Below are 23340 nucleotides of genomic sequence, written 5' to 3' on the forward strand. Positions count from 1 at the left end.
GCTCACCTACACTTTCTCACGGGCATTTTTACCAAAGATACCCGATGGTCTGAAGATTAAAATTAAAATTAAAATAACAAATGCCGCTGCATCGCGCCATAAAGAGAAACCAAGTGCACTTACTAATGATTCCACTACACCTAACAACATACCGCCAACCATAGCACCTGGAATTATCCCAATACCACCAAGTACCGCGGCGATAAATGCTTTAACCCCTGGAATAACACCCATTAAAGGATCTATTTTCGTATAGTAAACACCAAAGATAACACCTGCTGCACCAGCTAGAGCAGAACCAATCGCGAATGTTGCTGAAATTGTATTATCTACGTTAATGCCCATTAAACGTGCTGCATCTGCATCATGAGAAACCGCACGCATCGCTTTCCCGATTTTAGTTTTATGTACGATGAATTGTAAAAGAATCATCAGTACAATTGCTACAGATAAAATTAATATTGATGTACTACTGATTTGAACACCGAAAACATTAAATGATTTATTTGTAATGACTTCAGGGTATGCAGCCGGTTGCGCACCTCTGAAGTAGATCGTTGTATATTCAATTAGTAGCGATACACCTATTGCCGTAATTAAAGCTGCAATACGTGTAGCATTTCGTAAACGCTTATAAGCAATACGTTCAATTAAAACACCAAAAATTGCACAGACCACCATCGCCAATAATAGCGCTGGGAAGAAGCCAAGCTCCCATTTAGCAATTGCGTAAAAGCCAATAAATGACCCAATCATGAAAACATCACCGTGGGCAAAGTTGATCAGCTTAATAATCCCGTATACCATCGTATACCCTAGCGCTATTAATGCGTAGATACTACCTAGTGAAATACCGTTCACAAGCTGCTGTATCCATTCCATGAGCGTTCACTCCCCTTTATTTTTCTGAAAAGTGCAAAAATATAATTTACTACTACATGTTATTATTGAAAATAGAGTAAATTGTATCGTCTTTAAAAAATTTTTTTCATGGTCTATCTAGCAATCTCGCTTTAGAGAAATTGCGTCCGGATTTTGAACACTGTAATGAACTATATCTGCATTCATCTCATCACCTCAATGGCAAGAGCCTTCACTGAATGAAGGTAAAACATAAAAAGGAAGGCGTGTTTACCCGCCTCCCCTTGCCAAGAAAACATTAAGGATTAACTTTAGAGTTGAACACTTGTTTACCGTCTTTAAATTCAAGAACTGTTGCTGTTTTAATTGGGTTATGATTTTCGTCAACCGAGAAAGTACCTGTTACTAAAGAAAGATCTTTTGTGTCAGCTAAAGCAGTTTTAATAGCTTCCCCATCCGTAGAGCCTGCTCGCTTAATAGCATCCGCAATGTAGTAAATTGTGTCATAGCCAAGTGCATTGAATGCATCTGGTGCTTTATCACTGTTCGTTGCTTTAAAAGCCTTTACGAAATCTTGAATTTTTTGATCTGGATCTTCTGCAGAATAGTGGTTTGTGATGTACGTGTTATTCAGCGCTTTCGCACCAGCTAGCTCTACTAAAGTTGGTGAATCCCAACCGTCAGCCCCCATCAATGGAACATCGATTCCCATTTCACGTGCTTGTTTAACAATTAAACCAACCTCTTCATAGTATCCTGGGATAAAGATAAAGTCTGGTTTAGCTGCTTTAATATTTGTTAATTGTGTACGGAAGTCAGTATCCTTAGCGACATATGCCTCTTCTTCTACCACTTTCCCACCATTTTTAGTGATTGTATCTTTAAATGATTTTGCTAAACCTTTTGCATAGTCGGATGCGTTGTCCGCAAAAATAGCTACATTTTTAGCTTTCAATTCACCTGAAGCAAAGTTCGCTGCTACAATCCCTTGGAATGGGTCAATGAAACAAGTACGGAATGCATACTCGTTAACGCTATCATCATCATTGACTGTAATGTTAGGAGCAGTACCTGAACCTGTAACAATCGGGATTTTATTACTGTTCGCAATTTGAACAGTAGCAACTGTGTTACCAGAAGTCGCTGGAGCTAGCATAGCTACTACTTTATCTTGTGTTGCTAGTTTAAGAGCCGCTGCAGTAGCCTCTGAGTTTTCAGATTTGTTATCTACTTTAATAAGCTCAATTTTTTTACCGTCGATTCCACCATTATCATTAATTTCTTTCACTGCAAGGTCTGCACCTACACCAATCGAAGAACCATAGGAAGCTACGTTACCTGATAGCTCTAAGTTTGCACCAATTTTAATCGTATCACCGGCAGAAGAACCACCACCTGATGATGATCCTCCTCCTGAACTTGAACTATCTCCGCCACCACAGCCAGCAAGAACTCCTGCAAGTAGTGAAGATGCAACTAGAAGTGAGCCAAACTTTTTAAGCTTTTTGTTCTCTCTCATAATTTTATTCCCCCTAGAATTTTCTTAAATATTAGATATTTCAGATAATTATAAACAATTAATAGCTTTTGCTCAATAACAAAAATAACCAAAATTATAATTTGTAACTATCTATCTTTAAGTGAATCAAAATATTATTCATTTAGGACTTTTACATTGTAAAACATTCTTTATATTTAGTCTAGAGTGATTTTTCTGTATAATTAGTAATTTATGAATTATCTATTAATTTAATGTTAATATTCATACAAACCTACCATTTTCAATTATTTTTTAGATAAAATCTCGTAAAAAGAAGTCATAAATTGAATAATCTAGAATATCAGGAATTAAAATGGTTGTATTTATATGAAATCACTAATAACTATTTATTACCTAGGAAATAAAGAGAAATAGAGGGTGTAATCATCGGTCGTTTGCTTTTAGTCGCCCAACCTTTGTCAATTATGCCTTAGCATAATTGTGCCCGGAATCGGAAAGAAGTAAAAAAACTTAAAGCTGGATTATTGCTCAGCTCTAAGCTTTTTTTAATGCAAACACACAGAGGCGTTCGTTAATATTTGTTTCATTTTCAAGATGGACCTCATGGATTAATTCGAAAGGTGTCCCATGATGTAAAAACTGCAAATAATCATATGGTGGGTAGTATAAAATAATATGAATTTCGCGCATATGCAGTTCATAAGACTTCCAAATATTATGAATAACTGTACGGAAAATATTGATTGAAAACGGATTAAAGAAAAAGAAAACTGTATCGCATGGTTGTATAGCATAGTCTTCCGCTATTGAATGAATAAAGGAAATCGGAACTTGAGCACTCTTCTTTTGAAGGTAGCTCTTTTTATTATTCTCTGCCTCTGCATAAAAACCTGCATCCATTTCTACCCCAATTGTAGGGATATGAAATTTATGATGTACATAGATAGGGACTCTCCCTTTTCCACATCCCATATCAATAAACACTGGATGATCAGGCATTTCATACTCCGAAAATAATTGTTCTAAGCCAGCATACGGTGTTGGCTCATAGCGATGATAGTGAGCTAGTTTCGGGAAGCCGTATTGTTCACCTACTGTGCTAATATGTAAACCTTTATCAAATTGATGTTCATTCATAATAAAACTCCTAAAAAAAAGAATAATTCATTTTAGCACGATAAAAAGCAAAAACCATACCCAAAAATTTCGGATATGGTTATTTTTTTACGACCTCTTCGCTTAAATTTTAAAACAAAGAAAGGCCCTACTATTAACAAGGCAAAACAAATAATCATTGTAAGAATTGTATTTTTATCAATAACAGTTTCTTGCTTTAATTGCTCATCACCTTGGTTCGGCCACATGAATCCTCCATTTTGGTCAGGTCGTTGCATTGGACCACCACCATTTGTTCTTTCTCCCTGATTATCGCCCTTTTGATTAAACGGAGGGGCTTGTGAAGGATCAAAATCTTCTGGCATTTGATTCGGATCAAAGTCATCTGGTCTTTGCATCGCACCCATTTCGTCTGGATTAGGCATTGCCATATTCCCTTGTGTTGTTGCTTCCACAACAAGTCCCCCTGACATCTGTTTTAAAATAGATTCGGAGCGTTGCTTTGCAAATTCAGGGAGACTCTTTTCCCCTTCTACCGCTTCTATAAATTGTTCTGTTGTAGAGAATTTCGTAGGGTCTGCTTCCACATACGTTGTTAATATCAATGCTAATTTTTGGTAATGTTTTGTACGTTATCTTCTGTTAAGTAATTAGTTGCTATCTCTTCTAAATAGCCTTCATATTTAGCACGATACTCTTCATTGGAAAGTAAGGCGTTCAATAGCGGCCGCTCCTCTAAAGTTGTGCCAGATACAGGTGTAGTCACACTAAAGTTAATAGCGCTATCTTCCATCAAATCCCCAGACAATCCAAATCCCATATTGAGTCCACCCTGATTCCGGTCAGCATTTGGCTATTGCTGTTGACCATTATTCGGAGGCTTCATTTCGGATTTATCATTTATCTGTGCATCATTAGGTGCTTTTATATCGGCATTGTCTTGGATTTTATTGTTGCCACCCATTCTACCACCAACACCAAAGCCACCAAACGACATATTAAAATCCCATGGTATAATCGAAAACATACCATTTTCCTCATACAAATAGTAATTGTGTTTCATATTGAAATTATGCCTTCAAAACTTGGCTTATTGCATATTCGTCTTCTACTATTAATATTTTTGCCATGTCCTTCTCCTCGTTACCAGCTCGTTCGTATTTTCATTATATCAGTTAAATGTCAGGAGCTAGTGCGTCTGTTCATTCTTATAGCGAAGTATATTTCCATGTATGGTTCCAACACTTCAAATATCGAGCTATTTACAATTTAAATCTATTGACAATGTCTTCCTAAGCCAATTATCATTGATTGCGAATGATAATCATTGATAATTCATTCATATAGTACATTTTTTTAACCAAAAATGATTAGGGGGGAAAAGCATGATTGTTGTTACAAATCGTATTCAAGTCAAACCCGGCTTTGCTGCAAAAATGGCACCGAACTTTACAAAACCAGGTCCTCTACAACAGTTTGAAGGCTTCCATAAAGTAGAGGTACTAGTTTCAACTGATGATCCGACTTATGACGAAATGAGCGTCAATATGTACTGGGAGACGAAGGAGCATTTCCAAGCTTGGCGTAATAGCGATGCATTCGCTGCAGCACATCACCGTCCTGGACAAAGCTCTGAGGGTGGAAAACCTGAAAACAGTCCAATGATCGGTAGCAAAATAGTTATAGCTGAATTAGCTTCTTCAATTGAAGCATTACGCTAACTTTTAACTTTTTCAGCAGGTATCCAAACTCCTGTACCAACATTCGCTGAGATAGAGGAACTTAGTCTAAGAAACGCCACGTCCTGTGGCATTACCGAAATGACCGACATCGTGTCGGCCCTTGTGCAGGCCTAATTACAAAGCCGATTCCGGACGCAATTACGCCGAGGCATGATTGATTTTATATCTCCTATCCTCACTATTTCCGAGGAAGCGGGATAATAACTAACATATCTTCTGATTCTATCTAAAAAAACCTGCATTTTTAAAATGCAGGTTTTTTGAATACTTTATCGCATGAAAATAACTAAAACATATCCAAGTATTGATAAACAAACCGAACCAATCAGTCCAGCAATAAACGCCTTTACACCTAATTGTTTAAAGGTTTTTATGTCTACATTTAAACCTAGTCCAGCCATTGCCATCCCTATTAAAATATAAGCGGTATTTACAAATGTTTGCGCTACATTAGCTGGTACGATCCCTAACGAATTAATAGCACTCGTCGCTAAAAACCCGAGAATAAACCATGGAATGATTGACAGTGAAAATCCTTCCTTTTCCTGCTTCTTGTCAATTCTCCGATATAAAATACCAATGACAATGGCTACTGGTACAAGCAATGCGACACGTGTTAGCTTAACAATAACCGCCATATCAATTGCTTCATTCCCACCAGCAGAGGCTGCTGCAATAACATGAGCAATTTCATGTAAAGTGCCTCCCGCAAAAATACCATATTCAGTAGGGGTTAAATTAAATACTGAGTATAACACTGTATAGACTAATGTGAATACAGTCCCTAATAATGCAACAATCGCTGCGCCCACTGCTGTCTCTTTTTCATTTGCTTTAATTTGAGGAGCAATAGCGACAACGGCAGCAGCTCCACAAATAGCTGTGCCACAAGCTGTTAATATACCGAGTTTCTTATCGACATGAAATACCTTCGTTAAGCCATATACAACCAGTAAAGCAAATACTAGATTAATAAACGCAATAAGGAAGACACTCGCTCCAGCGTTGTAAATATCCATTAAATTCAAACGCATACCTAATAAAATAATGCCTATGCGTAATAATTTTTTACTTGAAAATGTGATGCCTGTTTGCCATGAATCCTGCACCTTAAAGGCTGCTCTCCAAGCCATACCTAATATAATAGCAATGACAAGCTGCCCTAATATTGAGAAGAACGGAAATGTCGAAATATACTTTGCCACTAAGGCAATAATGAGTGTCAACAATATCCCCTTCATAAACGCTGGGGTCAGGAAACTTTTTAACCTACGTTGGCCATTATCCATGTTGTTCACTTCTTTCATCCTTGATGATTATTACTTTATTAGAAAGTTAATCATCAGTAAAATACATATATATAATGGCAATTATTAATATTTCTAATGATAGGAGTGGTAATATGCAATATGATGCTTTAAAAACGTTTATCACACTGGTGGAAGTCAATAATTTTACGAAAGCCTCCGAAATACTTCATATTTCACAGCCGAGTGTCAGTTTACACATTAAAAATTTGGAGCAAGAATTTCAAACGACCTTATTTATCCGTTCACCAAAATCTGTACAAATCACCCCAACTGGAGAAATTTTATATAAACGAGCTAAGCAAATGCTGGCCATTGCCGAAGCAGCAAAGGAAGATATTTTAACCTATCATCATGAAATTCAAGGGACACTTGTGATTGGCGCTAGCTTTACCATTGGGGAATATATATTGCCTCCTATTATAGCGAGCTTGCAACAGCAATTCCCTCAACTAGAGATTCAAGTTATTATTGGCAATACGAAAGAAATCATTCAATATACAAAATTGTTACAAGTCGATATCGGTCTTATTGAAGGACAAGCACACGACCATGAACTTCTTATTAAACCGTTTATGCAAGATGAGTTGTTTATTGTCAGTGCAAGTAATCACCCTCTTGCAAAGGTACCAACTATTACGGTTGCGGACTTACAGCAGCAAAATTGGGTTGCACGTGAAGATGGCTCTGGCACACGTTATTACTTAGATCATTTATTTAGAGCAAACGGGCTCCAAGTTCGTTCACTTCTTACTATTAGTAGTAATCAAGGTGTGAAAGAAAGCGTGATTCAAGGGCTTGGACTTTCATTACTGTCCGCTAGTGTCATTGAGCGTGAATTAAAAAATAACGATATAAAAATCTTACCTCTCGAAGATCAACATTTTACACGAACATTTTCTTATTTGTACTCACCTACTATGAAAAACAAGCGCAATGTTGACACTCTTATAGAGGCACTATTAAAAAAAGCTTAGCGACTAGTAATTCGCTAAGCTTCATGTTATTGAAAAACTATTGAAATTAAAATATGAGTCTTCGGCAAAACGAGAGGTTGATTTCCGTTCCACATAGTATGTATCTTCTAGCATGTTACTCTAATTTTTTATAATGATTAACTAAAACTTCAGCAATAATGTTTATCTGTGCGTTTTAGAACTTGAATGTTAAAGTTTTACTACTCGCTATGCTTACTGTATAGTTCTTGGGTTTATACGTTTACGCTCCTGCTTTTGCTCAATAATTTCTACGAATTTCAACGCTGCTCGAGATAAAGGCACACTTTTCAAATAACACATACCAATGCTTCGTGTTGGAATACTTTCTATTAATGTTAACTCATACAAAAGGCCACGTTGCAAATAATCCTTAGAAAATTCTTTCGTTACACAGGCAATCCCTAAATTACTTCGTGCAAATTCAAGCACTAGATCATGTGAACCAAGCTCAAACTCAGGTTCAATGTGGATTCCTCTTGCAAATAAGTAATCTTCTACGTACTTTCTCGAATTTGATTTTTTCTCTAAAAAAATCAGTGGAAACTTTAGCAGATCCTCAAAGCTTATACTTTTTGACACCAACGTTTTGTACTTCTCACCACATACAAAAATATCTTGAACCTCCGTGCAAGCGGTTAACTGTAATGTCGGATCTTCTATCGGAAAATTGCAAAGTCCTATATCAACCTCACCAGATTTAATAAAATTACAAATTTCCGAAGTCGTTCCATTTAACATTTGTAATTTTATATTTGGATACATCGTATGAAACGCCTCTAGATAAGGCATTAAAAAGAAACGAGAAATAGTATCCCCTACCCCAATTTTCAACTGACCTGTTGTTAAATTTTTAAATTCTAGCAGCTTCTCCTCGCCAGCATCTAAAAGGCCTAATGCTGAATTTGTATATTCATACAGTAGGCTGCCCTCAGTTGTTAACGTCACCCCTTTAGGTGTGCGATTAAAAAGACGTGTGCCGAGCTCCTTTTCTAATTGCATCATAGCTTGGCTAACAGCTGGTTGAGTCATATATAAATCTTTAGCAGCACTTGAAAAGCTATTATTTTTAGCAACTATACTAAAAACGCGATATAAATCTAATTTCCCTATCATATAAGCACCTCTTATAGCTATTATACGAACTATTAATTTTACTTATATCACTAAAGAGGCGTATAGTAAAACCATATTGATTTAATTTCACAATATTTAACTTTTTTCAGTAGGCGAAAAAGAATCGGCAAGGATTTTTTGTGCAACACAGCCGGTTCCAGACGCAATTATGCCAAGGCATAACTATTAATCATACATTGATCTATTAATAAGGAGAGATTATTTTGGAACGTGTAGTTGGTACAGTAGTAAGAGGTCTTCGTGGTCCGATTATTAACGAAGGCGATAATATTGAGCAAATTGTTGTTGATACAGTATTAAACGCAGCAAAGACTGAAGGCTATTCAATTGAAGATCGTGACATCGTCACAGTAACAGAATCTGTCGTAGCGCGTGCACAAGGTAACTATGCATCCATCGATGACATCGCAGCGGACGTAGCTGCTAAATTTGGTGCTGATACTGTTGGTGTTATCTTTCCAATCCTAAGCCGCAATCGCTTCGCTAACTGCTTACGCGGTATTGCAAAGGGCGTTAAAAAAGTTGTTCTTATGCTTAGCTATCCATCTGACGAAGTTGGGAACCACCTAGTTGATATTGATGAGCTAGATGTAAAAGGGATAAATCCTTGGACAGATACTTTAACTGAGGCTGAATTCCGTGAGCATTTCGGCTATAAAAAACATACATTTACAGGCGTAGATTATATTGAATATTATAAAGAACTAATCGAAGCTGAAGGCGCATCTTGTGAAGTTATCTTTTCAAACAACCCAAAAACAATTTTAGATTTTACGAAGAGCGTTTTAACATGTGATATTCATACACGCTTACGTACAAAACGTATTTTAACGGCAAATGGTGCTGAAAAAGTATACAGTCTTGATAATATTTTATCTGAGCCTAATAACGACTCCGGCTTTAATGCGGAATATGGTCTACTTGGTTCAAATAAAGCTACTGAAGATAGCGTAAAATTATTCCCACATACTTGCCAACCAATCGTTGATGGCATCCAAGCAAAGATCAAAGAAGCTACTGGTAAAACAGTTGAAGTAATGGTTTACGGTGATGGTGCTTTTAAAGATCCTGTGGGCAAGATTTGGGAGTTAGCTGACCCTGTTGTTTCTCCAGCTTTCACAGCTGGATTAGACGGCACACCAAACGAAGTAAAACTAAAATACTTAGCGGATAACGATTTTGCGGAACTTCGCGGCGAAGAATTAAAAGCAGCAATTTCAGAGTATATCCAAAACAAAGATGAAGATTTAACTGGGCAAATGGCCGCCCAAGGTACAACGCCTCGTCGTTTAACAGACTTAATCGGCTCTCTTTCAGATTTAACTTCAGGTTCAGGCGACAAAGGAACACCGATGATTTATATCCAAGGTTATTTTGATAACTACACAAAATAAAACGCTACAAAAAATGAACGCCCATTTTCGCTTGGGCGTTCATTTTTATATAGTGGACATGCTTCAATGTCGACACTATGTCCAAAAACCTTATTTTTCTATTATTTCATTTAGTGAGGATGACAGGAATCGAACCTATAAATCCCTATTTTATAAAGGGACATGCAACCACTGCATTCTTCCTCATATACATTATTTTTTAATGATTTCAAATTAAAGAATTACATTTTTCTCAGTCCTTTTTCTTTTAGTAGGTATACCCACTTATTTCAATTGATTAGGTATCACTTCTTCGTTTAACCAATGTTCGCTAGTTCGAACATGATTCTGTCTCACAAATTTCCCTAGATTATATCGAAAATCATCATAATGGAAGGAAGCCGCATTTCTAATAACATACCCTTCCTGCTCACCCCCAAGAAGTGATTTTCCTGTAAACGTCTTCTTTATTTTTTCTTCATCGAAAATGCCCCGATATAATACAGGCGCCGTTTCAATCCCTAGTTTAGCTGCATAATGGGCTGTCTCATCCCAGCTTAAACAAATATTTTTTTCGTCCCAAATACTAAATAAATAAAAGTAACTAGTTAATTCATTGTAGTAAATGGAGTGCTTGGCATAAACGTTTTCACCGCATAATCTCCACGCTTCTGGAATTTGGAATGCAAATGTAGCATGAAACGTTTTTACCCAATGCCTAGATGGATGATCTCCTGAATTTAAGCTTCTAGCATGCATATAGTTTTGATACAGTGTTGTTCCTTCCCCATCTAATTTTTCGGTTACAACAACCTCTTTTCCAATAAAATGATCAACATTTTTAGCAACCTTATCATCATGTGTATACCCTCTACTCCACGGCAAATGAAAGCTTCTTGGATATTTCATCAAATTGGTCATAAACTCACTTCCTTTATTTACATCTACTTCGCAAATTGATCTGCCTCACGAAAGAAATAAAGCTTTGTTAATAAGTCACCATCTAATAAATGATAAATCTTACTCGATCCATTATCGCCTCCATATTGAATTAACATATGAAATTGCACTAAATTAACAACCTTTAAAACAAAGTCTTCTTCAAAGCCAAGTTCTAATAAAAAATGGCATACCATTTGGGCAGATACATTTTCATGTCCATAATATCCATATCTTTGTTGTACTTCTTTATATTTTTTACAAAACGGTTTTCCTACATCATGGAATAGAGCAGCTATTTGTAGTGCAAGCTTGTCACTCTCCATATAGTATTCATTCATATATTCATAAACAAAATACGTATGCTGGCAAAGTAAAAATTGATGATACGGATTTTCTTGATTAAATTGATAAATTTCTTTAAATGGTTGGACTGATCTTAACTTCTGAAAAAGCTCCTCATATGTGGTTTCACTTTGGATTAGTGAAATAAACTGCTCTTTTGACATTTCATACGGACTCGCTTCATGCACAATATGCACCTCTTCAAACCCTTCCCCTACTATCGGAAACTCCAAATTCTTTCTCATCTTTTCCATAATTACTAACGGAACTTTTCTCTTTCTTTGTTGATTTCTTGATACACACAATTCATAAGGTGTATCAAAATAATAACATATAATCTTCACACCACGAGACATTTTACCTATAGAAAATATCCTACGTTCTCTCTCGATATTTGTCGCATCAACAATAACAGATTGCCCTTTAGCCACACATTTATTTAAACGCTCATACAAAACACGGAATACTATTCGCGATTGCTGCCTTGTAGCATCACCAAATAACTCTTGGCGTATAGCATCACTTGAAAGAATAAGCGCGTTTTCGCTTTTAGCTAGCCCCTTAACGAACGTGCTTTTGCCACTTCCAGGTAACCCAACTGTAAATATCACCTTCATTTTTCCACCCCCTTTCAAGTGTCTATATCGTTCATAGAAACATATTCTTTAGTTAGTTAATTAACTTCTATTCTTCTTATTTATCAAAAATTAACCATCAGCTTACCTTTAAAGTATAGAGATTAATTTTTGATGGTTAAAATAATAACAAAGAGACACAGAGATAATTATCATAACGTGGATTTGATCTTCGTTCTGACCGGACGCTTTCTTAAAGGCATCCGTTGAGCCTCCCAGGCCAACATCTGTGCGAAAGCGTAGCGTCACCGACAACACTACAATTAATCATAAAGGTGCGTTATCACGGGGCGCAGCGCCAATTCATAAGGAATTAGCAAACCCCCACCCCCATCACCTTAAACACATGATGACATACCAAAACATAGGTGACTATCCATAAAAAGTAACATTCTTCAAAAGGGAGAAATGAGGCTACAAAAAAAGACTGCCCCAACTTTTCAGGAACAGTCTTTTGTTAAAAATCTGATTTTCTTTTATAATTTTATTATATCATAAATTTGCCAAAATTACTAGACTATACTTCTATCCAAACTAGCTGTATGATAAATTTCCCGATTCTAAATCCATATTGAAAGGAATGTGAGTAACATTGGAAAAGCAATATGAACGGACAGAAGAAAATCAGTATCTTGCTCTTTGTTTAAATACAGTTGGTTACAAAAAAGAGGAGTTACTACAAAAGGAAAAGGATATTAAAGACAATGTTTTAACATTAAAGAAAACCTTTTGGGATGACGTCAGAGTGAATTTAGATACTCCTGAGGATATAGACGAAACTTATTATGCTATTAAACAACAGGCGGAGCTCTTATCCGATTCTCAACATGCTCAGCAACGTGCCATCAAGGATGTAAAAACTTATGATCGTTTACTGCAATCACCCTATTTTGCTCGCATTGATTTTTTACAGGATGGGCAAAACGAATCTTTAAAAATTTATATCGGTGTAGCAACCTTAATGGATAAAGAGAATGAAAACATACTAATTTATGATTGGCGAGCTCCTATATCAAGTATGTATTATGATTACACCCCTGGCCCAGCTACTTATGAAACAGCGACTGACGACATTCAAGGTGAGATACTTTTAAAGCGGCAATTTATCATTAAGAATGGTCAATTGCAATCGATGTTTAATACGGGATTAACAATTGGTGATGACTTATTACTCGATATTCTCGCTCAAAATGCAAATGAACATATCCGTAGCATCGTAGCAACGATTCAAGCCGAACAAAACAAAATTATTCGACATGTAAACACTCCTTATCTTATCGTAGAGGGTGTCGCGGGTAGTGGAAAAACAGCTGTTGCTCTCCAACGCGTTGCTTATTTGTTGTATCATTATCGAGACCAAATTACTGCTGATCAAATTTTATTGATTACACCTAATCAGCTCTTTAATCAATATGTTCATACCGTTTTACCGGATTTAGGTGAAGATAATATGCAGCAATTAACCTTCTCCGAATATGCAACAAAACGTTTAGGTCGACAGTTCCAATGGGAATATCCTTACGAGCAATTGGAGTCACTTTTAACAGAGAAAGATAACTCGATCTACCAAACGAAGCTTACTACTATTTCTTTCAAAGCTAGCCTCCTATATCGAGAATTGATGGACAAATATATAGAGTACCTTGCCAATGACGGTTTACTATTTAAAAATATTGTTTTTCGAGGAGAAAGAATTATTACAGCGCAAGAAATTACTGAGTATTTTTATTCGTTCAATGCGACAATTCCCATCCCAAATCGACTACAGTTAGTGAAAGAATGGTTATTACAACAATTATCGAAAATTGAAAAGACAGAACGGACGAAAGAATGGGTAGAAGAAGCTAGTGAACTGTTAGACATTGAAGATTATACAAAAACCTATAGTGATCTTTTACACGAAGGTCGCTTTTCAGAAAACTCCTTTGATGATTTTGAGCAAGAGCGCAAGAAAATAGCCATTCAAATTGTCAAAAAACAGCTCAAGCCACTTCGTCAATCTGTGAAACAATTAAAGTTCGTTCATTTGTTAGGCATTTATCGTCAACTGTTTGATATGAACAATACTATTCATCGGCAATTACAGAACTTTTTACCCGACCATTGGGATGAAATCTGTCAACAAACACTCCCTAATTTAACAAAGCGCATTATTTCATATGAAGATTCCGCTCCATTTTTATATTTGCAGGACAAAATAGAAGGTCAACGAACAAATACGCAGATTCGTCATGTTTTAATTGATGAAGCACAAGACTATTCTCCATTTCAGCTATTTGTATTACAACAATTATTCCCACGTGCACGAATGACTATATTAGGCGATGGACATCAAACTATCCATCCTCATACCTTTAAAAACCCTTCACTGCTGACGCCACAATTGTATGGTGAACAAGCAGAAAAAATAATATTAACCAAAAGTTATCGCTCAACAAAACAAATTATTCACCTTACTTCGAAGATTTTACATGAGGACGCAAAAGTAGAAGCCTTTAATCGAACTGGTTCAGAACCGACTATCACGATTGTTTCGAATGAAATAGATTTAATCGAACAGCTTGTCGAAAAGATTAACAGCTTGTCCCTAAATTTTGAAACAATTGCAGTCATCTGTAAAACAGAGCAAGAGTGTACGAAGGTTTTTGATCAAATGAAAGACCAAGTAGATATTCAACTCATTACCCATCATACAAATCAATTTAAAAAAGGTATTTTACTGTTGCCTGCTTATATGGCAAAAGGAATTGAATTCGACGCTGTCTTAATATGCAATGCTTCCTCAGCTACTTATTCTAGAGAAACAGAACGTAATTATTTCTACACAGCTTGTACACGAGCCATGCACGAATTGCATATCTATTCCATTAATGAGTTAACCCATTTTTTAAAACTTTAATTTCAATAAAGAAGAGAATCTGCATGCTTCGATTGAAGGCTAGCAGATTCTCTTTTTTAAATGTAGTAATTATAATCCTCAGGAATTACACGTTTTAAAAATTTCTTCGTGCGCTCTTCTTTCGGATTAACAAATATATCATGAGGGCTTCCTTCTTCTACAACGACACCACCGTCCATAAAAATTACTCGGTTGGCTACGTCTTTTGCAAAGCCCATTTCATGTGTGACAACAAGCATCGTTGTCCCTTCTGCTGCAATGTTTTTCATAACCTGAAGGACTTCTCCTACTAGCTCTGGGTCAAGTGCAGAAGTAGGTTCATCGAATAAAATAATATCAGGGTTCAACGCTACTGCCCGTGCAATACCGACTCGTTGTTGCTGGCCTCCGGACAATTGACTTGGATAGGCATCATATTTTTCTGATAAACCTACTTTATCAAGCGCTTTTTTGCCAATATCAATGGCTTCTACCTTTGGAATTTTACGTCCTATAATAAGCCCTTCTGTCACATTTTCTAGCGCTGTTTTATTCGTAAAAAGATTGTAGTTTTGGAATACAAAGGCTACACGTTGTCGAATAGAATGTACGTCCTTCTTCTTCACATTTTGAAAATCTACTTGGATATCGCCAAATGTCGCATGTCCTTGATCGGCTTTCTCTAAAAAGTTAATGCAACGTAATAATGTTGTTTTTCCCGAGCCGCTGGGACCTAAAATAACGACGACATCGCCTTTATCAATGGCTAAATCGACACCTTTTAAAATTTCATTGCTACCAAATGATTTGTGGATATTTTTAATTTCTAACATAGTCGTTCACCCCTTAGGCTTTTGCCACTTTGAATTTACTTAAATGTTTTTCATATCGTTTAAAAATGTATTCAACCGTACTACATAAAATTAAATACACAATGAAAATATCAATATATGCTTCCACATAATTGTAACCAACATTGGCAGCTACTTTAGCTTTTAATGTAATTTCAGGCAACGACATTGCATAGCCTAAAGACGTTGCTTTAATAAGATTGACTGTAGCTGTACAAATATTCGGCATCGCTACTACTAAGGCCTGCGGAATAATAATACGGCGATAAGCTTGAAATGTTGTTAAGCCTACTGCTTGAGCTGCTTCTAGCTGACCTTTATCAATCGTACTTAAAGCAGAACGAAATACTTCTATTAAAATTGCCGTCGTACTAAATGCGAAGACAATAAATGCATACCAGATTGGATTGATTTTATAAATGTCATAGGCAATATTATATTTTTCAAAAATAATTTTAAGCAGTAGTGGGATACTACTATAAATAATAAAGATTTGAATGATTATCGGTGTACCTCGGACAAAGGAGACATATATCTTTGCTAAATGATGGATCACTGGGATTTTATTAATCCGTGTTAGTGCTAGTAGGAAGCCTAGTGGTAAAGCAACAAACATAGCAACAATTGTCACAAGGAGTGCGATAGGTACACCTGATAATGCGACAAAAAATGTTTCAACTAAAAATTGATAATTCACAGTTACGCCTCCTTACGTTGTTTCTAATGTCTTTTTCCCCTTACCAAAAAACTTTTCTAGCATAGCGAAGAATTTTTCGATAATGATCGACAGCACCCAATAAACAATGGCTAAAGCGATATATATTTCTAATGCATGTGCATTAATATTACTTGCGATAATTAAATTTGCCTTACCGACAATATCAATTAAGCCGATTGTATAAGCGAGCGCTCCTTCTTGTAATAACGCAATCATTCCATTCCCAAAGTTCGGTAAAGCGATAACGAGTGCCTGCGGGAAAATAATACGGCGATAAGCTTGGACTGGCGTTAATCCCACACTAACAGCCGCTTCAAATTGCCCTTTATCAATCGCTAAATAAGCAGAACGAATAACTTCTGACATAATCGCTGCAAACTGTAAAGTGAACGTTACGACTACGAAAATGGCAGTTTCAATTGAATGGAGATTTATGCCGAAGTTTTCTGCTAACGCTGGAACACCATAATAGACGAGGAATAATAAGACGATAGATGGTGTACAACGCATAATCGTTGTATATAAGTTCGCTAATTTTCGCAGCAATTTTATTGAGCTTAACTTGGCAGCCGCTAATAGTAAGCCAAATATTGTGCCTAGTACAATGGAAGATCCTGCGACTAGGAAGGTAACTTTTAAAAACGGCAATAATACAGGAATTGAGTTCCAAATGTATGATGCATCAAAATACTTCTCCATTTCCTCACCAACTTCTATATAAATGTACAATAAGAGGTGTGTTGATTAGCCATTTTTAATTACTAAAATTAAGTAGAAGACGTGATTTCCGTTACGAGCTACTTGTTTGTCGCTGACGCTTCGCTTTCGCGTAGAGCAGGGCTTCTGCGGGCGAGCGACGAGCCGCTTCCTTCGCTCCGCTCCGTGCAGGGCCTCGAATGTCTCGCTTTCCGCGGAGGTCAAGTAGACCTTCACTACAATCAGCTAAATATGCTCATATATAAGGTAAATTACAAAAAAACCTTTTTCCACCCAACAATTAACCAACTTTTTCCCCTAATCAACACACCTGATACAATAATTCTCTTTTTATTAATAAAGACTGCTGAGTATACTGACTCAACAGCCTTTTATTTGGTAGTACCGCTACCGCCTATTAGCGCTTCACGGTTTCTAACACTTCAAATAAATCTCGACCGTAAAACTTAGTGCTTAATTCATTTGTTTTCTTTTGCTCTTTAATTTTTGCTATAGCTTTATCGTAAGCATCTGCAAATTCTTTTTCCTTTTTATTAAATAACGGCCATGTTTTAATAACGGCTAATTCGTTGTAAACTACGTCATCCTTTAAATTATGATAGGGGCCATCTTCTGCTAAAACTTGTTGTTTAAATGGACCTTCAATCATGACACCGCCATCGACACGTTTTTCATTTACCCATTGCACAACATCCACAGTGAACGCATCTCCAGCCTGTAATTTCACTTTATTGTCTGGGTTGGCTTTATTATATTCATCAATAATTGTATATTGAGCATTATTCGCAGCAATTGGTGCTAATGAATAATCTTTTTTCGCAAAGTCGGCTAATGTTTTTACGCCTTCATCCTCTTTACGTAATACTAAACCCGCACTACTTAAGCCTAAAAATTCTTTTGGGAAGATAAACTTTTCCGTACGTTCTTGCGTAAAGAAGGCATTTTTTATTCCTACTTGATATTTCCCTTGCTCAACACCAATTAGTAAATCATCACTAGTCGTGCCTACAAATTCAAACTTATAGTCAGGTAACTGTTCATCCACTAGCTTCATGACTTCCACATCATAGCCAGTCGGATTTCCGTTATCATCTAGATAACTAATTGGCTTAGACGCCTGGTCAAATGCGACCTTCACTGTACGTACTTTCCCGCCATCCTCTGAATCTTTATCTGAAGCTTCACCTGAATTACAGCCTGTTAAAATAGCAAGTGAAGCTAACCCGATTGCAGCCAATTGGAAAATCTTTTTCTTTTGTTTAAACATATGTCATTTCCCCTTATTCTCCATTGTTTTGTAGTTGATGTTCAGTCGATTTTTGCTGTTTAATTGCGGCATTTGCCAATTTAATAATAGTCATATCATCCATCGGTGGATTATGAAGTCCTGCACGAACATTTCGATAATAACGCTGTAATGGATTCGTTAATTGTAGGCTTTTAGCTCCTACTACACGCATTGCCTTATCGACGATTTCAATCGCCAAATTTGTTACAGTATGCTTAGCAACTGCCATTTCATTTACCAAAAGCTCACGTCTAGCTGGGTCATCATAAGCTTCGGCAACCCCATACAGTACAAAGCGCGATTGATATAGCTTTAATTCAATATCACCTAGAAGTTGCTGCACATTAGGTAATGTACTAATGGGAGCATTTAAACTATTAGGTTGATAATGATTTGCAAAATGCAGTGCATAATCACGGGCTGCCTGCGCAATCCCTAAGTATGTTGCTGGTATATGTAGAATCCAACCATTTATTTTTCCACCACTTGGGTGACTTGGTAACTCTACTAAATGATTTGAAGGAACAATTACATCTTTTAACACTAGGTCATGACTGCTTGTGCCTCGCATTGCAGACATTTCCCAGTTCTCTTCGATCGAAAGCCCTTGGGCATTTTTATGAATAAGGAAGTAACCAATTTGATTTTTCTCCTCAATCCATGCTGATGTTAAGAAGTAATCTAGTACCGGGGAGGCTGTCGTAAAGATTTTACGCCCATTTATGAGCCAACCTGCCTCTTTTGAAACAGCATTCGTTCCTGGTCGCCCTCCACGTGTTGGACTACCCGTTGCCGCTTCACTGGCAGCCCTATTTATAATTGCACCGTTCTTTATTTCTTGAGCAAATGAACTTAGTAAATCGTCTGTCCATAGCTTTTTCTCATATAGTTCGCCTACAACACCTAATGTCCATCCTAATGAGAGTGAAGCATTCTCGTCGTAGCTTGCTAACGTTTCTTGAACGAGTACCATATCATAAACTGATAATCCTTCACCGCCATATTCTTTCGGTAAAGTTAGTTTTGGATAACCAATTTGCAGAAGTAGTTTATGTGCTTCGAATGGAAAACGAGATTGTTCATCTACTTCTTTAGCTTCAGCCTTGATTGACTCAGAAATAGTTGCTAGCTGATCGAGCCAATACTGTTGTTGCTTTGTTTTAACAAATAAATTTTTCAAGAAAATCTCCTTCTTCCCAAAATATATAAAACATATATACTTACTAAGAATTAATGTTGTAAAAAATCTCTAACTACGTTTTGTAGCAAGAGAATATGTGGTACTGAATTTTCTGATTCGTTGACATTTATAATACTTTTCACATTTAAAAATGTCAATGGGATAATAACAAGTTTTTTTATAAGTTTTATAAACATTACTTACATGTCTTCTTTTTTCACCAAGCCATATTTACAGCATATGCTAACACTATAGAAAGAGGTGCATGTATGACTAATAACATGAATCCAGCCTTAAATAATATGCCTATTTCGCCTATGACCCCTCAGGTTATTCAGACGAAATTTGGCGATATTAATGGAGATGGCTTACTTGAAACTGTTCTTTTGATGGGGAATAAAACACCAGATAGCCCTTTGTGGAAAAACCTAACGCTTGCGATATTTTACGGACAGACTCACCAATTCGAAAAAATAATGCTGAAACAAAGCGTCGGCTACAACCCAACTATATTTTTAGGTGACTTTACCGGGAATCATCTAGATGATATTTTAGCTATTTCCGACACGGGGGGTAGTGGCGGTATTATCAACGGCGAAATATTTTCCTCAATAAACGGGAAAATACGCTCAATTTTTGATGCAGAAACGTTTAGTAATACGCTAAAATACACTGTTAATTATCAAAACCAATATAAAGTAGCTGTGCGTAGCATGAATCCCCAAAAACAATATATCATCGATTTACAATACAAAGGTACGGATTATTTAGCAGATATTTACAATCAAGACGGTACACTAAAGCAACCAATTCAAGGATGGGTTGATCCAATCAGCGGATTGTATCCGGTCGACTATGAACGGGATGGCATATATGAGATTTTAGCGTATCAGGCTATAGCAGGCAGATTTCATGCCGATGGATTAGGTTATGTAGAAAATATTTTGAAATGGGATGGCAATGAATTTAGCGTTGACCGTCAAACTGTAGCGATTTTTGGCGAAGATTTAAAATAAGTTACCATATCCTTATATAAGGAAAAAGCAAGAATTTTCCTGATTTCCGCAATCGAAATCGGACAGATTCTTGCCTTTTCTAGGTGAGACAAGGCTTATTTTTCTACTAATGCAAAATAATTATTTTCGTGATCAGCAAAATTGAACACTCTACCCATTGGCATCATGACTAAATCCCCTACTTTAATGCCTTTTGCTTGAAAATCTTTATATAGATCTTCTATATGGTCGGCATAAAACATTATAGAAGGTGTCCCTAAATTTAAGTCAGGCTGCATTTTTGCAATAATATCTTTATTGTGTAAAACAAAGGTAGTTTGAGCTTCTTTAGTAGGAGCAATTTCAATCCAGCGTACTCCGCCCTCTTCCTGATCGGCAACTACAACAAATCCAACTTTTTCTGTCCAAAACTTCACGGCAGTATCTTGATCATTTACATACAACATTACTTGTCCAATTTGTCGAATCATGAAACAATTCCCTCCTCTTTTGAGCATTAGTATACATCAAAAAGTAGCTTTATATGTCATTTAGCGATTATCGTTTTCAGGAGAATTTTAAAGTATTTATTAATGAAATCTACTATATAGTGAACAGTTATTATAAAATACTTAACTTTTATTTTATTTTTGGTAAAATGAGCCTAGATATCTATTGTTTACATAGAAAGTAAATGTATAGACTTTATCACCATCAACTAAGGCATTATTTCTTACTCAATATTCGGTGATAAAAAAGTTTAAAATACTATATCATAGTGAGGATAATTCAAGTGAAACAACTAAGTTTAAGGAAAAAGCTCATTTTTTCGTTTTTAGCAATGCTTCTCATTCCGACACTGTTAATTGGAATTGTGTCTTACCAGAGTGCTGGAAGGCAAATTTCAAAAGAACAGCAAGCAAGTGCAACCGAAAGTGTGCGCATGCTTAATACGAATATTACTAACACGATTGAGCCAAAAGTGAAAGACGTTCAATATTTTTCAAACAAGCTCCATCAATCTTATTTACAAGAAGGTAAAACTACAGAACTTAAATCTCTTTTCCACGAATACATGAACATGCATCCAGAGGTGGAGCTAATTTATATCGGAACCTCTGATGGCAGACTACTGGATGAACCTGCTCAAAAATACCCTAGTGGGTTTGACCCTCGTAAAAGATCTTGGTATAAGCAAGCTGTAGATAATAAAGACCAAGTATCTATTACAGCTCCATACGTTACACAGACTACAGGTGATATCGTTCTTACGATTACTCAGGCTTTACCAGACGGCTCAGGGGTAATAGGGCTAGATGTAAATATATCTAGATTAAGTACCATTACGAATGATATACGCATTGGAGAAACTGGCTTTGCTTCACTTTTAGATAGTAATAAAATTTATATTGCCCACCCAAATAAAGAAAGTGGTGCTGAAGCAACAGAAAGCTATAATACTAAAATCTATGAACAAGATAGTGGTACTGTTATAGAAAAAGACCGACAACTTCAATTTGTTACAAATAAGCTAACAGGCTGGAAAGTCGTTGGTACCATGTTTACAGCTGAAGCTGCTAACGCTGCTGCTTCGACATTTAATATCAATTTAATAATTATCGCCATTTCTATTACTGTTGGCATTATTTTTATGCTATTCATGATTAAATCAGTCGTTAATCCGATCAATCGACTTAAACAAAGCGCTATAAAAATTAGCGAGGGCGATTTAACAGAGTTTATTGACAATCATTCGAAAGATGAGATTGGACAGCTTGGAGAAGCTTTTATCGCCATGAAGGTTAACTTAAAAAAACTTATTCGTAACGTTGATCAAAGCTCTCAACATGTTCAAACCTCGGCGCATGGCTTATCTGCGAATGCCGAACAAAATATCGCTGCTTCTGAACAAGTTACTGAAGCTATGCAGCAGGTTGCTGTCAGTACAGAAAAACAAACAACTGGTATTGACCAAAATGCTGTTTCTATTGAAGAAATCGCAAAAGGAGTCGTCGAGATCGCTGATAGCTCAATGCAGGTTTCCGATTTATCGAGCCGTGCTATACAATTGGCCGATGAAGGCGGACAAGCCGTAGAACAAACTGTTAATCAAATGGTCTCGATTCATGAATCTGTGACACAATCGGATACGATGATTAAATCTCTCTATGATCGAACAAAAGAAATTGGTTCTATTTTAGAAATTATTAGCGCTATTTCAGAGCAAACAAATCTGCTTGCCCTTAATGCTGCTATTGAGGCAGCGCGAGCTGGAGAACACGGGAAAGGCTTTGCAGTAGTCGCCGATGAAGTGCGGAAGTTAGCAGAGCAATCTCATCAATCGGCAGAGCAGATTTCTGCACTAATTACTGGTATTCAACAAGATACGGCTAAGTCCGTTCAAACAATGATGAAGACTTCAGCCGATGTCCAGGATGGTTTACAACTAACAGAAGATACAAGTAAAAAGTTTGCAAGTATCATTAAGCGTCTCCACGAAATTGCTCCGAAAATGGAGGATATATCTGCATCAGCTCAGGAGATGTCAGCAGTAGTCGAAGAAGTTTCTGCAACAGCTATAGAGCTAACAAATCATGCTAAAATAAATGCTGCAGCGTCAGAGGAAGTTGCCGCTTCAACTGAACAGACATTGTCTTCGATGCAGGAAATGGCTGTAGCCTCAAAAGCACTTCTCGATATGGCTGATGAATTACAAAGCTATGTGAATCGTTTTAAATACTAAAAGGAAAAGCACGATGTTA

Annotated in this window: 19 protein-coding genes, 1 tRNA gene and 1 pseudogene; 6 read left to right on the forward strand and 15 right to left on the reverse strand. The window is 36.6% G+C overall.

All coding sequences use genetic code 11. The annotated features are described in order from the left end of the window. Window positions 1-6: 6 nt before the first annotated feature. From AC3WSO_RS23845 to AC3WSO_RS23860, 4 genes and pseudogenes are all read right to left on the reverse strand, one after another. Entirely contained in the window at window positions 7-882 is an 876-nt protein-coding gene (locus tag AC3WSO_RS23845; RefSeq protein ID WP_492534109.1) for a branched-chain amino acid ABC transporter permease, read from the reverse strand. Between the two features lie 277 nt (window positions 883-1159). Beyond that, entirely contained in the window at window positions 1160-2380 is a 1221-nt protein-coding gene (locus AC3WSO_RS23850) for an ABC transporter substrate-binding protein (RefSeq protein ID WP_492534111.1), read from the reverse strand. 516 nt (window positions 2381-2896) lie between these two features. Next, on the reverse strand, window positions 2897-3499 hold the full coding sequence (locus AC3WSO_RS23855) for a class I SAM-dependent methyltransferase (RefSeq protein WP_492534112.1): 603 nt from the start codon (window positions 3497-3499) through the stop codon (window positions 2897-2899). A 32-nt stretch (window positions 3500-3531) separates the two neighbouring features. Continuing rightward, window positions 3532-4544, reverse strand: a pseudogene (locus AC3WSO_RS23860) (CotH kinase family protein); the annotation flags it as partial. 319 nt (window positions 4545-4863) lie between these two features. Between AC3WSO_RS23860 and AC3WSO_RS23865 the strand changes: the two are divergent. Further along, window positions 4864-5199 (forward strand): heme oxygenase, encoded by a 336-nt coding sequence (locus AC3WSO_RS23865; protein WP_349660224.1) that lies wholly within the window; start codon window positions 4864-4866, stop codon window positions 5197-5199. A gap of 290 nt (window positions 5200-5489) precedes the next feature. On the opposite strand, the gene AC3WSO_RS23870 is transcribed toward AC3WSO_RS23865, so the two are convergent. Next, window positions 5490-6509: a YeiH family protein gene (locus AC3WSO_RS23870; RefSeq protein WP_492534113.1), complete on the reverse strand. Its 1020-nt coding sequence runs from the start codon at window positions 6507-6509 to the stop codon at window positions 5490-5492. Between the two features lie 113 nt (window positions 6510-6622). On the opposite strand from AC3WSO_RS23870, the gene AC3WSO_RS23875 reads away from it, so the two are divergent. Next, entirely contained in the window at window positions 6623-7504 is an 882-nt protein-coding gene (locus AC3WSO_RS23875; protein WP_492534115.1) for a LysR family transcriptional regulator, read from the forward strand. A 213-nt stretch (window positions 7505-7717) separates the two neighbouring features. On the opposite strand, the gene AC3WSO_RS23880 is transcribed toward AC3WSO_RS23875, so the two are convergent. Then, window positions 7718-8638 (reverse strand): LysR family transcriptional regulator, encoded by a 921-nt coding sequence (locus AC3WSO_RS23880; protein WP_492534117.1) that lies wholly within the window; start codon window positions 8636-8638, stop codon window positions 7718-7720. A 224-nt stretch (window positions 8639-8862) separates the two neighbouring features. On the opposite strand from AC3WSO_RS23880, the gene AC3WSO_RS23885 reads away from it, so the two are divergent. Beyond that, window positions 8863-10053 (forward strand): coenzyme F420-0:L-glutamate ligase, encoded by a 1191-nt coding sequence (locus tag AC3WSO_RS23885; protein ID WP_492534118.1) that lies wholly within the window; start codon window positions 8863-8865, stop codon window positions 10051-10053. A 114-nt stretch (window positions 10054-10167) separates the two neighbouring features. Here the strand turns inward: AC3WSO_RS23885 and AC3WSO_RS23890 are convergent. From AC3WSO_RS23890 to AC3WSO_RS23900, 3 genes are all read right to left on the reverse strand, one after another. Then, window positions 10168-10238 (reverse strand) — tRNA-Tyr (locus tag AC3WSO_RS23890). A gap of 79 nt (window positions 10239-10317) precedes the next feature. Beyond that, window positions 10318-10953 (reverse strand): RNA ligase family protein, encoded by a 636-nt coding sequence (locus AC3WSO_RS23895; protein ID WP_492534120.1) that lies wholly within the window; start codon window positions 10951-10953, stop codon window positions 10318-10320. A gap of 23 nt (window positions 10954-10976) precedes the next feature. Continuing rightward, a complete protein-coding gene (locus tag AC3WSO_RS23900) occupies window positions 10977-11933 on the reverse strand; it encodes an AAA family ATPase (RefSeq protein WP_492534122.1) in 957 nt (318 codons plus the stop codon). 610 nt (window positions 11934-12543) lie between these two features. On the opposite strand from AC3WSO_RS23900, the gene helD reads away from it, so the two are divergent. Then, window positions 12544-14850, forward strand: a complete 2307-nt coding sequence (gene helD / locus AC3WSO_RS23905; protein WP_492534124.1) for an RNA polymerase recycling motor HelD — start codon at window positions 12544-12546, stop codon at window positions 14848-14850. A gap of 56 nt (window positions 14851-14906) precedes the next feature. Here the strand turns inward: helD and AC3WSO_RS23910 are convergent, their stop codons facing one another. The 5 genes from AC3WSO_RS23910 to AC3WSO_RS23930 form a co-directional block, all read right to left on the reverse strand. After that, window positions 14907-15662 carry an amino acid ABC transporter ATP-binding protein gene (locus AC3WSO_RS23910; RefSeq protein WP_492534125.1) on the reverse strand — a complete coding sequence of 252 codons (756 nt, stop codon included), beginning with the start codon at window positions 15660-15662 and terminating at the stop codon, window positions 14907-14909. 13 nt (window positions 15663-15675) lie between these two features. Then, window positions 15676-16377, reverse strand: a complete 702-nt coding sequence (locus AC3WSO_RS23915; protein WP_492534127.1) for an amino acid ABC transporter permease — start codon at window positions 16375-16377, stop codon at window positions 15676-15678. 12 nt (window positions 16378-16389) lie between these two features. Continuing rightward, window positions 16390-17097, reverse strand: a complete 708-nt coding sequence (locus AC3WSO_RS23920) for an amino acid ABC transporter permease (RefSeq protein WP_492534128.1) — start codon at window positions 17095-17097, stop codon at window positions 16390-16392. Between the two features lie 415 nt (window positions 17098-17512). Then, entirely contained in the window at window positions 17513-18382 is an 870-nt protein-coding gene (locus AC3WSO_RS23925) for a transporter substrate-binding domain-containing protein (RefSeq protein WP_492534130.1), read from the reverse strand. Between the two features lie 13 nt (window positions 18383-18395). Beyond that, complete coding sequence (locus AC3WSO_RS23930; protein ID WP_492534132.1) at window positions 18396-19583, reverse strand: acyl-CoA dehydrogenase family protein; 1188 nt, start codon at window positions 19581-19583, stop codon at window positions 18396-18398. A 269-nt stretch (window positions 19584-19852) separates the two neighbouring features. On the opposite strand from AC3WSO_RS23930, the gene AC3WSO_RS23935 reads away from it, so the two are divergent. Further along, entirely contained in the window at window positions 19853-20599 is a 747-nt protein-coding gene (locus AC3WSO_RS23935) for a YybI family spore inner coat protein (RefSeq protein WP_492534134.1), read from the forward strand. A gap of 95 nt (window positions 20600-20694) precedes the next feature. On the opposite strand, the gene AC3WSO_RS23940 is transcribed toward AC3WSO_RS23935, so the two are convergent. Continuing rightward, on the reverse strand, window positions 20695-21069 hold the full coding sequence (locus tag AC3WSO_RS23940) for a VOC family protein (RefSeq protein ID WP_492534136.1): 375 nt from the start codon (window positions 21067-21069) through the stop codon (window positions 20695-20697). Between the two features lie 302 nt (window positions 21070-21371). Here AC3WSO_RS23940 and AC3WSO_RS23945 point away from each other — a divergent pair, with 302 nt between their 5' ends. Next, the gene (locus AC3WSO_RS23945) at window positions 21372-23321 is read left to right on the forward strand and encodes a methyl-accepting chemotaxis protein (RefSeq protein WP_492534138.1); all 1950 of its coding nucleotides are present in this window, start codon (window positions 21372-21374) and stop codon (window positions 23319-23321) included. Window positions 23322-23340 lie beyond the last annotated feature (19 nt).

The organism is Lysinibacillus sp. EB106-09-02-XG168 (assembly GCF_058791475.1).

Coding starts and splice junctions, on each gene's coding strand:
- AC3WSO_RS23845 (WP_492534109.1), bottom strand. CDS start 882: ATGGAATGGATACAGCAGCTTGTGAACGGTATTTCACTAGGTAGTATC.
- AC3WSO_RS23850 (WP_492534111.1), bottom strand. CDS start 2,380: ATGAGAGAGAACAAAAAGCTTAAAAAGTTTGGCTCACTTCTAGTTGCA.
- AC3WSO_RS23855 (WP_492534112.1), bottom strand. CDS start 3,499: ATGAATGAACATCAATTTGATAAAGGTTTACATATTAGCACAGTAGGT.
- AC3WSO_RS23865 (WP_349660224.1), top strand. CDS start 4,864: ATGATTGTTGTTACAAATCGTATTCAAGTCAAACCCGGCTTTGCTGCA.
- AC3WSO_RS23870 (WP_492534113.1), bottom strand. CDS start 6,509: ATGGATAATGGCCAACGTAGGTTAAAAAGTTTCCTGACCCCAGCGTTT.
- AC3WSO_RS23875 (WP_492534115.1), top strand. CDS start 6,623: ATGCAATATGATGCTTTAAAAACGTTTATCACACTGGTGGAAGTCAAT.
- AC3WSO_RS23880 (WP_492534117.1), bottom strand. CDS start 8,638: ATGATAGGGAAATTAGATTTATATCGCGTTTTTAGTATAGTTGCTAAA.
- AC3WSO_RS23895 (WP_492534120.1), bottom strand. CDS start 10,953: ATGACCAATTTGATGAAATATCCAAGAAGCTTTCATTTGCCGTGGAGT.
- AC3WSO_RS23900 (WP_492534122.1), bottom strand. CDS start 11,933: ATGAAGGTGATATTTACAGTTGGGTTACCTGGAAGTGGCAAAAGCACG.
- AC3WSO_RS23910 (WP_492534125.1), bottom strand. CDS start 15,662: ATGTTAGAAATTAAAAATATCCACAAATCATTTGGTAGCAATGAAATT.
- AC3WSO_RS23920 (WP_492534128.1), bottom strand. CDS start 17,097: ATGGAGAAGTATTTTGATGCATCATACATTTGGAACTCAATTCCTGTA.
- AC3WSO_RS23925 (WP_492534130.1), bottom strand. CDS start 18,382: ATGTTTAAACAAAAGAAAAAGATTTTCCAATTGGCTGCAATCGGGTTA.
- AC3WSO_RS23935 (WP_492534134.1), top strand. CDS start 19,853: ATGACTAATAACATGAATCCAGCCTTAAATAATATGCCTATTTCGCCT.
- AC3WSO_RS23940 (WP_492534136.1), bottom strand. CDS start 21,069: ATGATTCGACAAATTGGACAAGTAATGTTGTATGTAAATGATCAAGAT.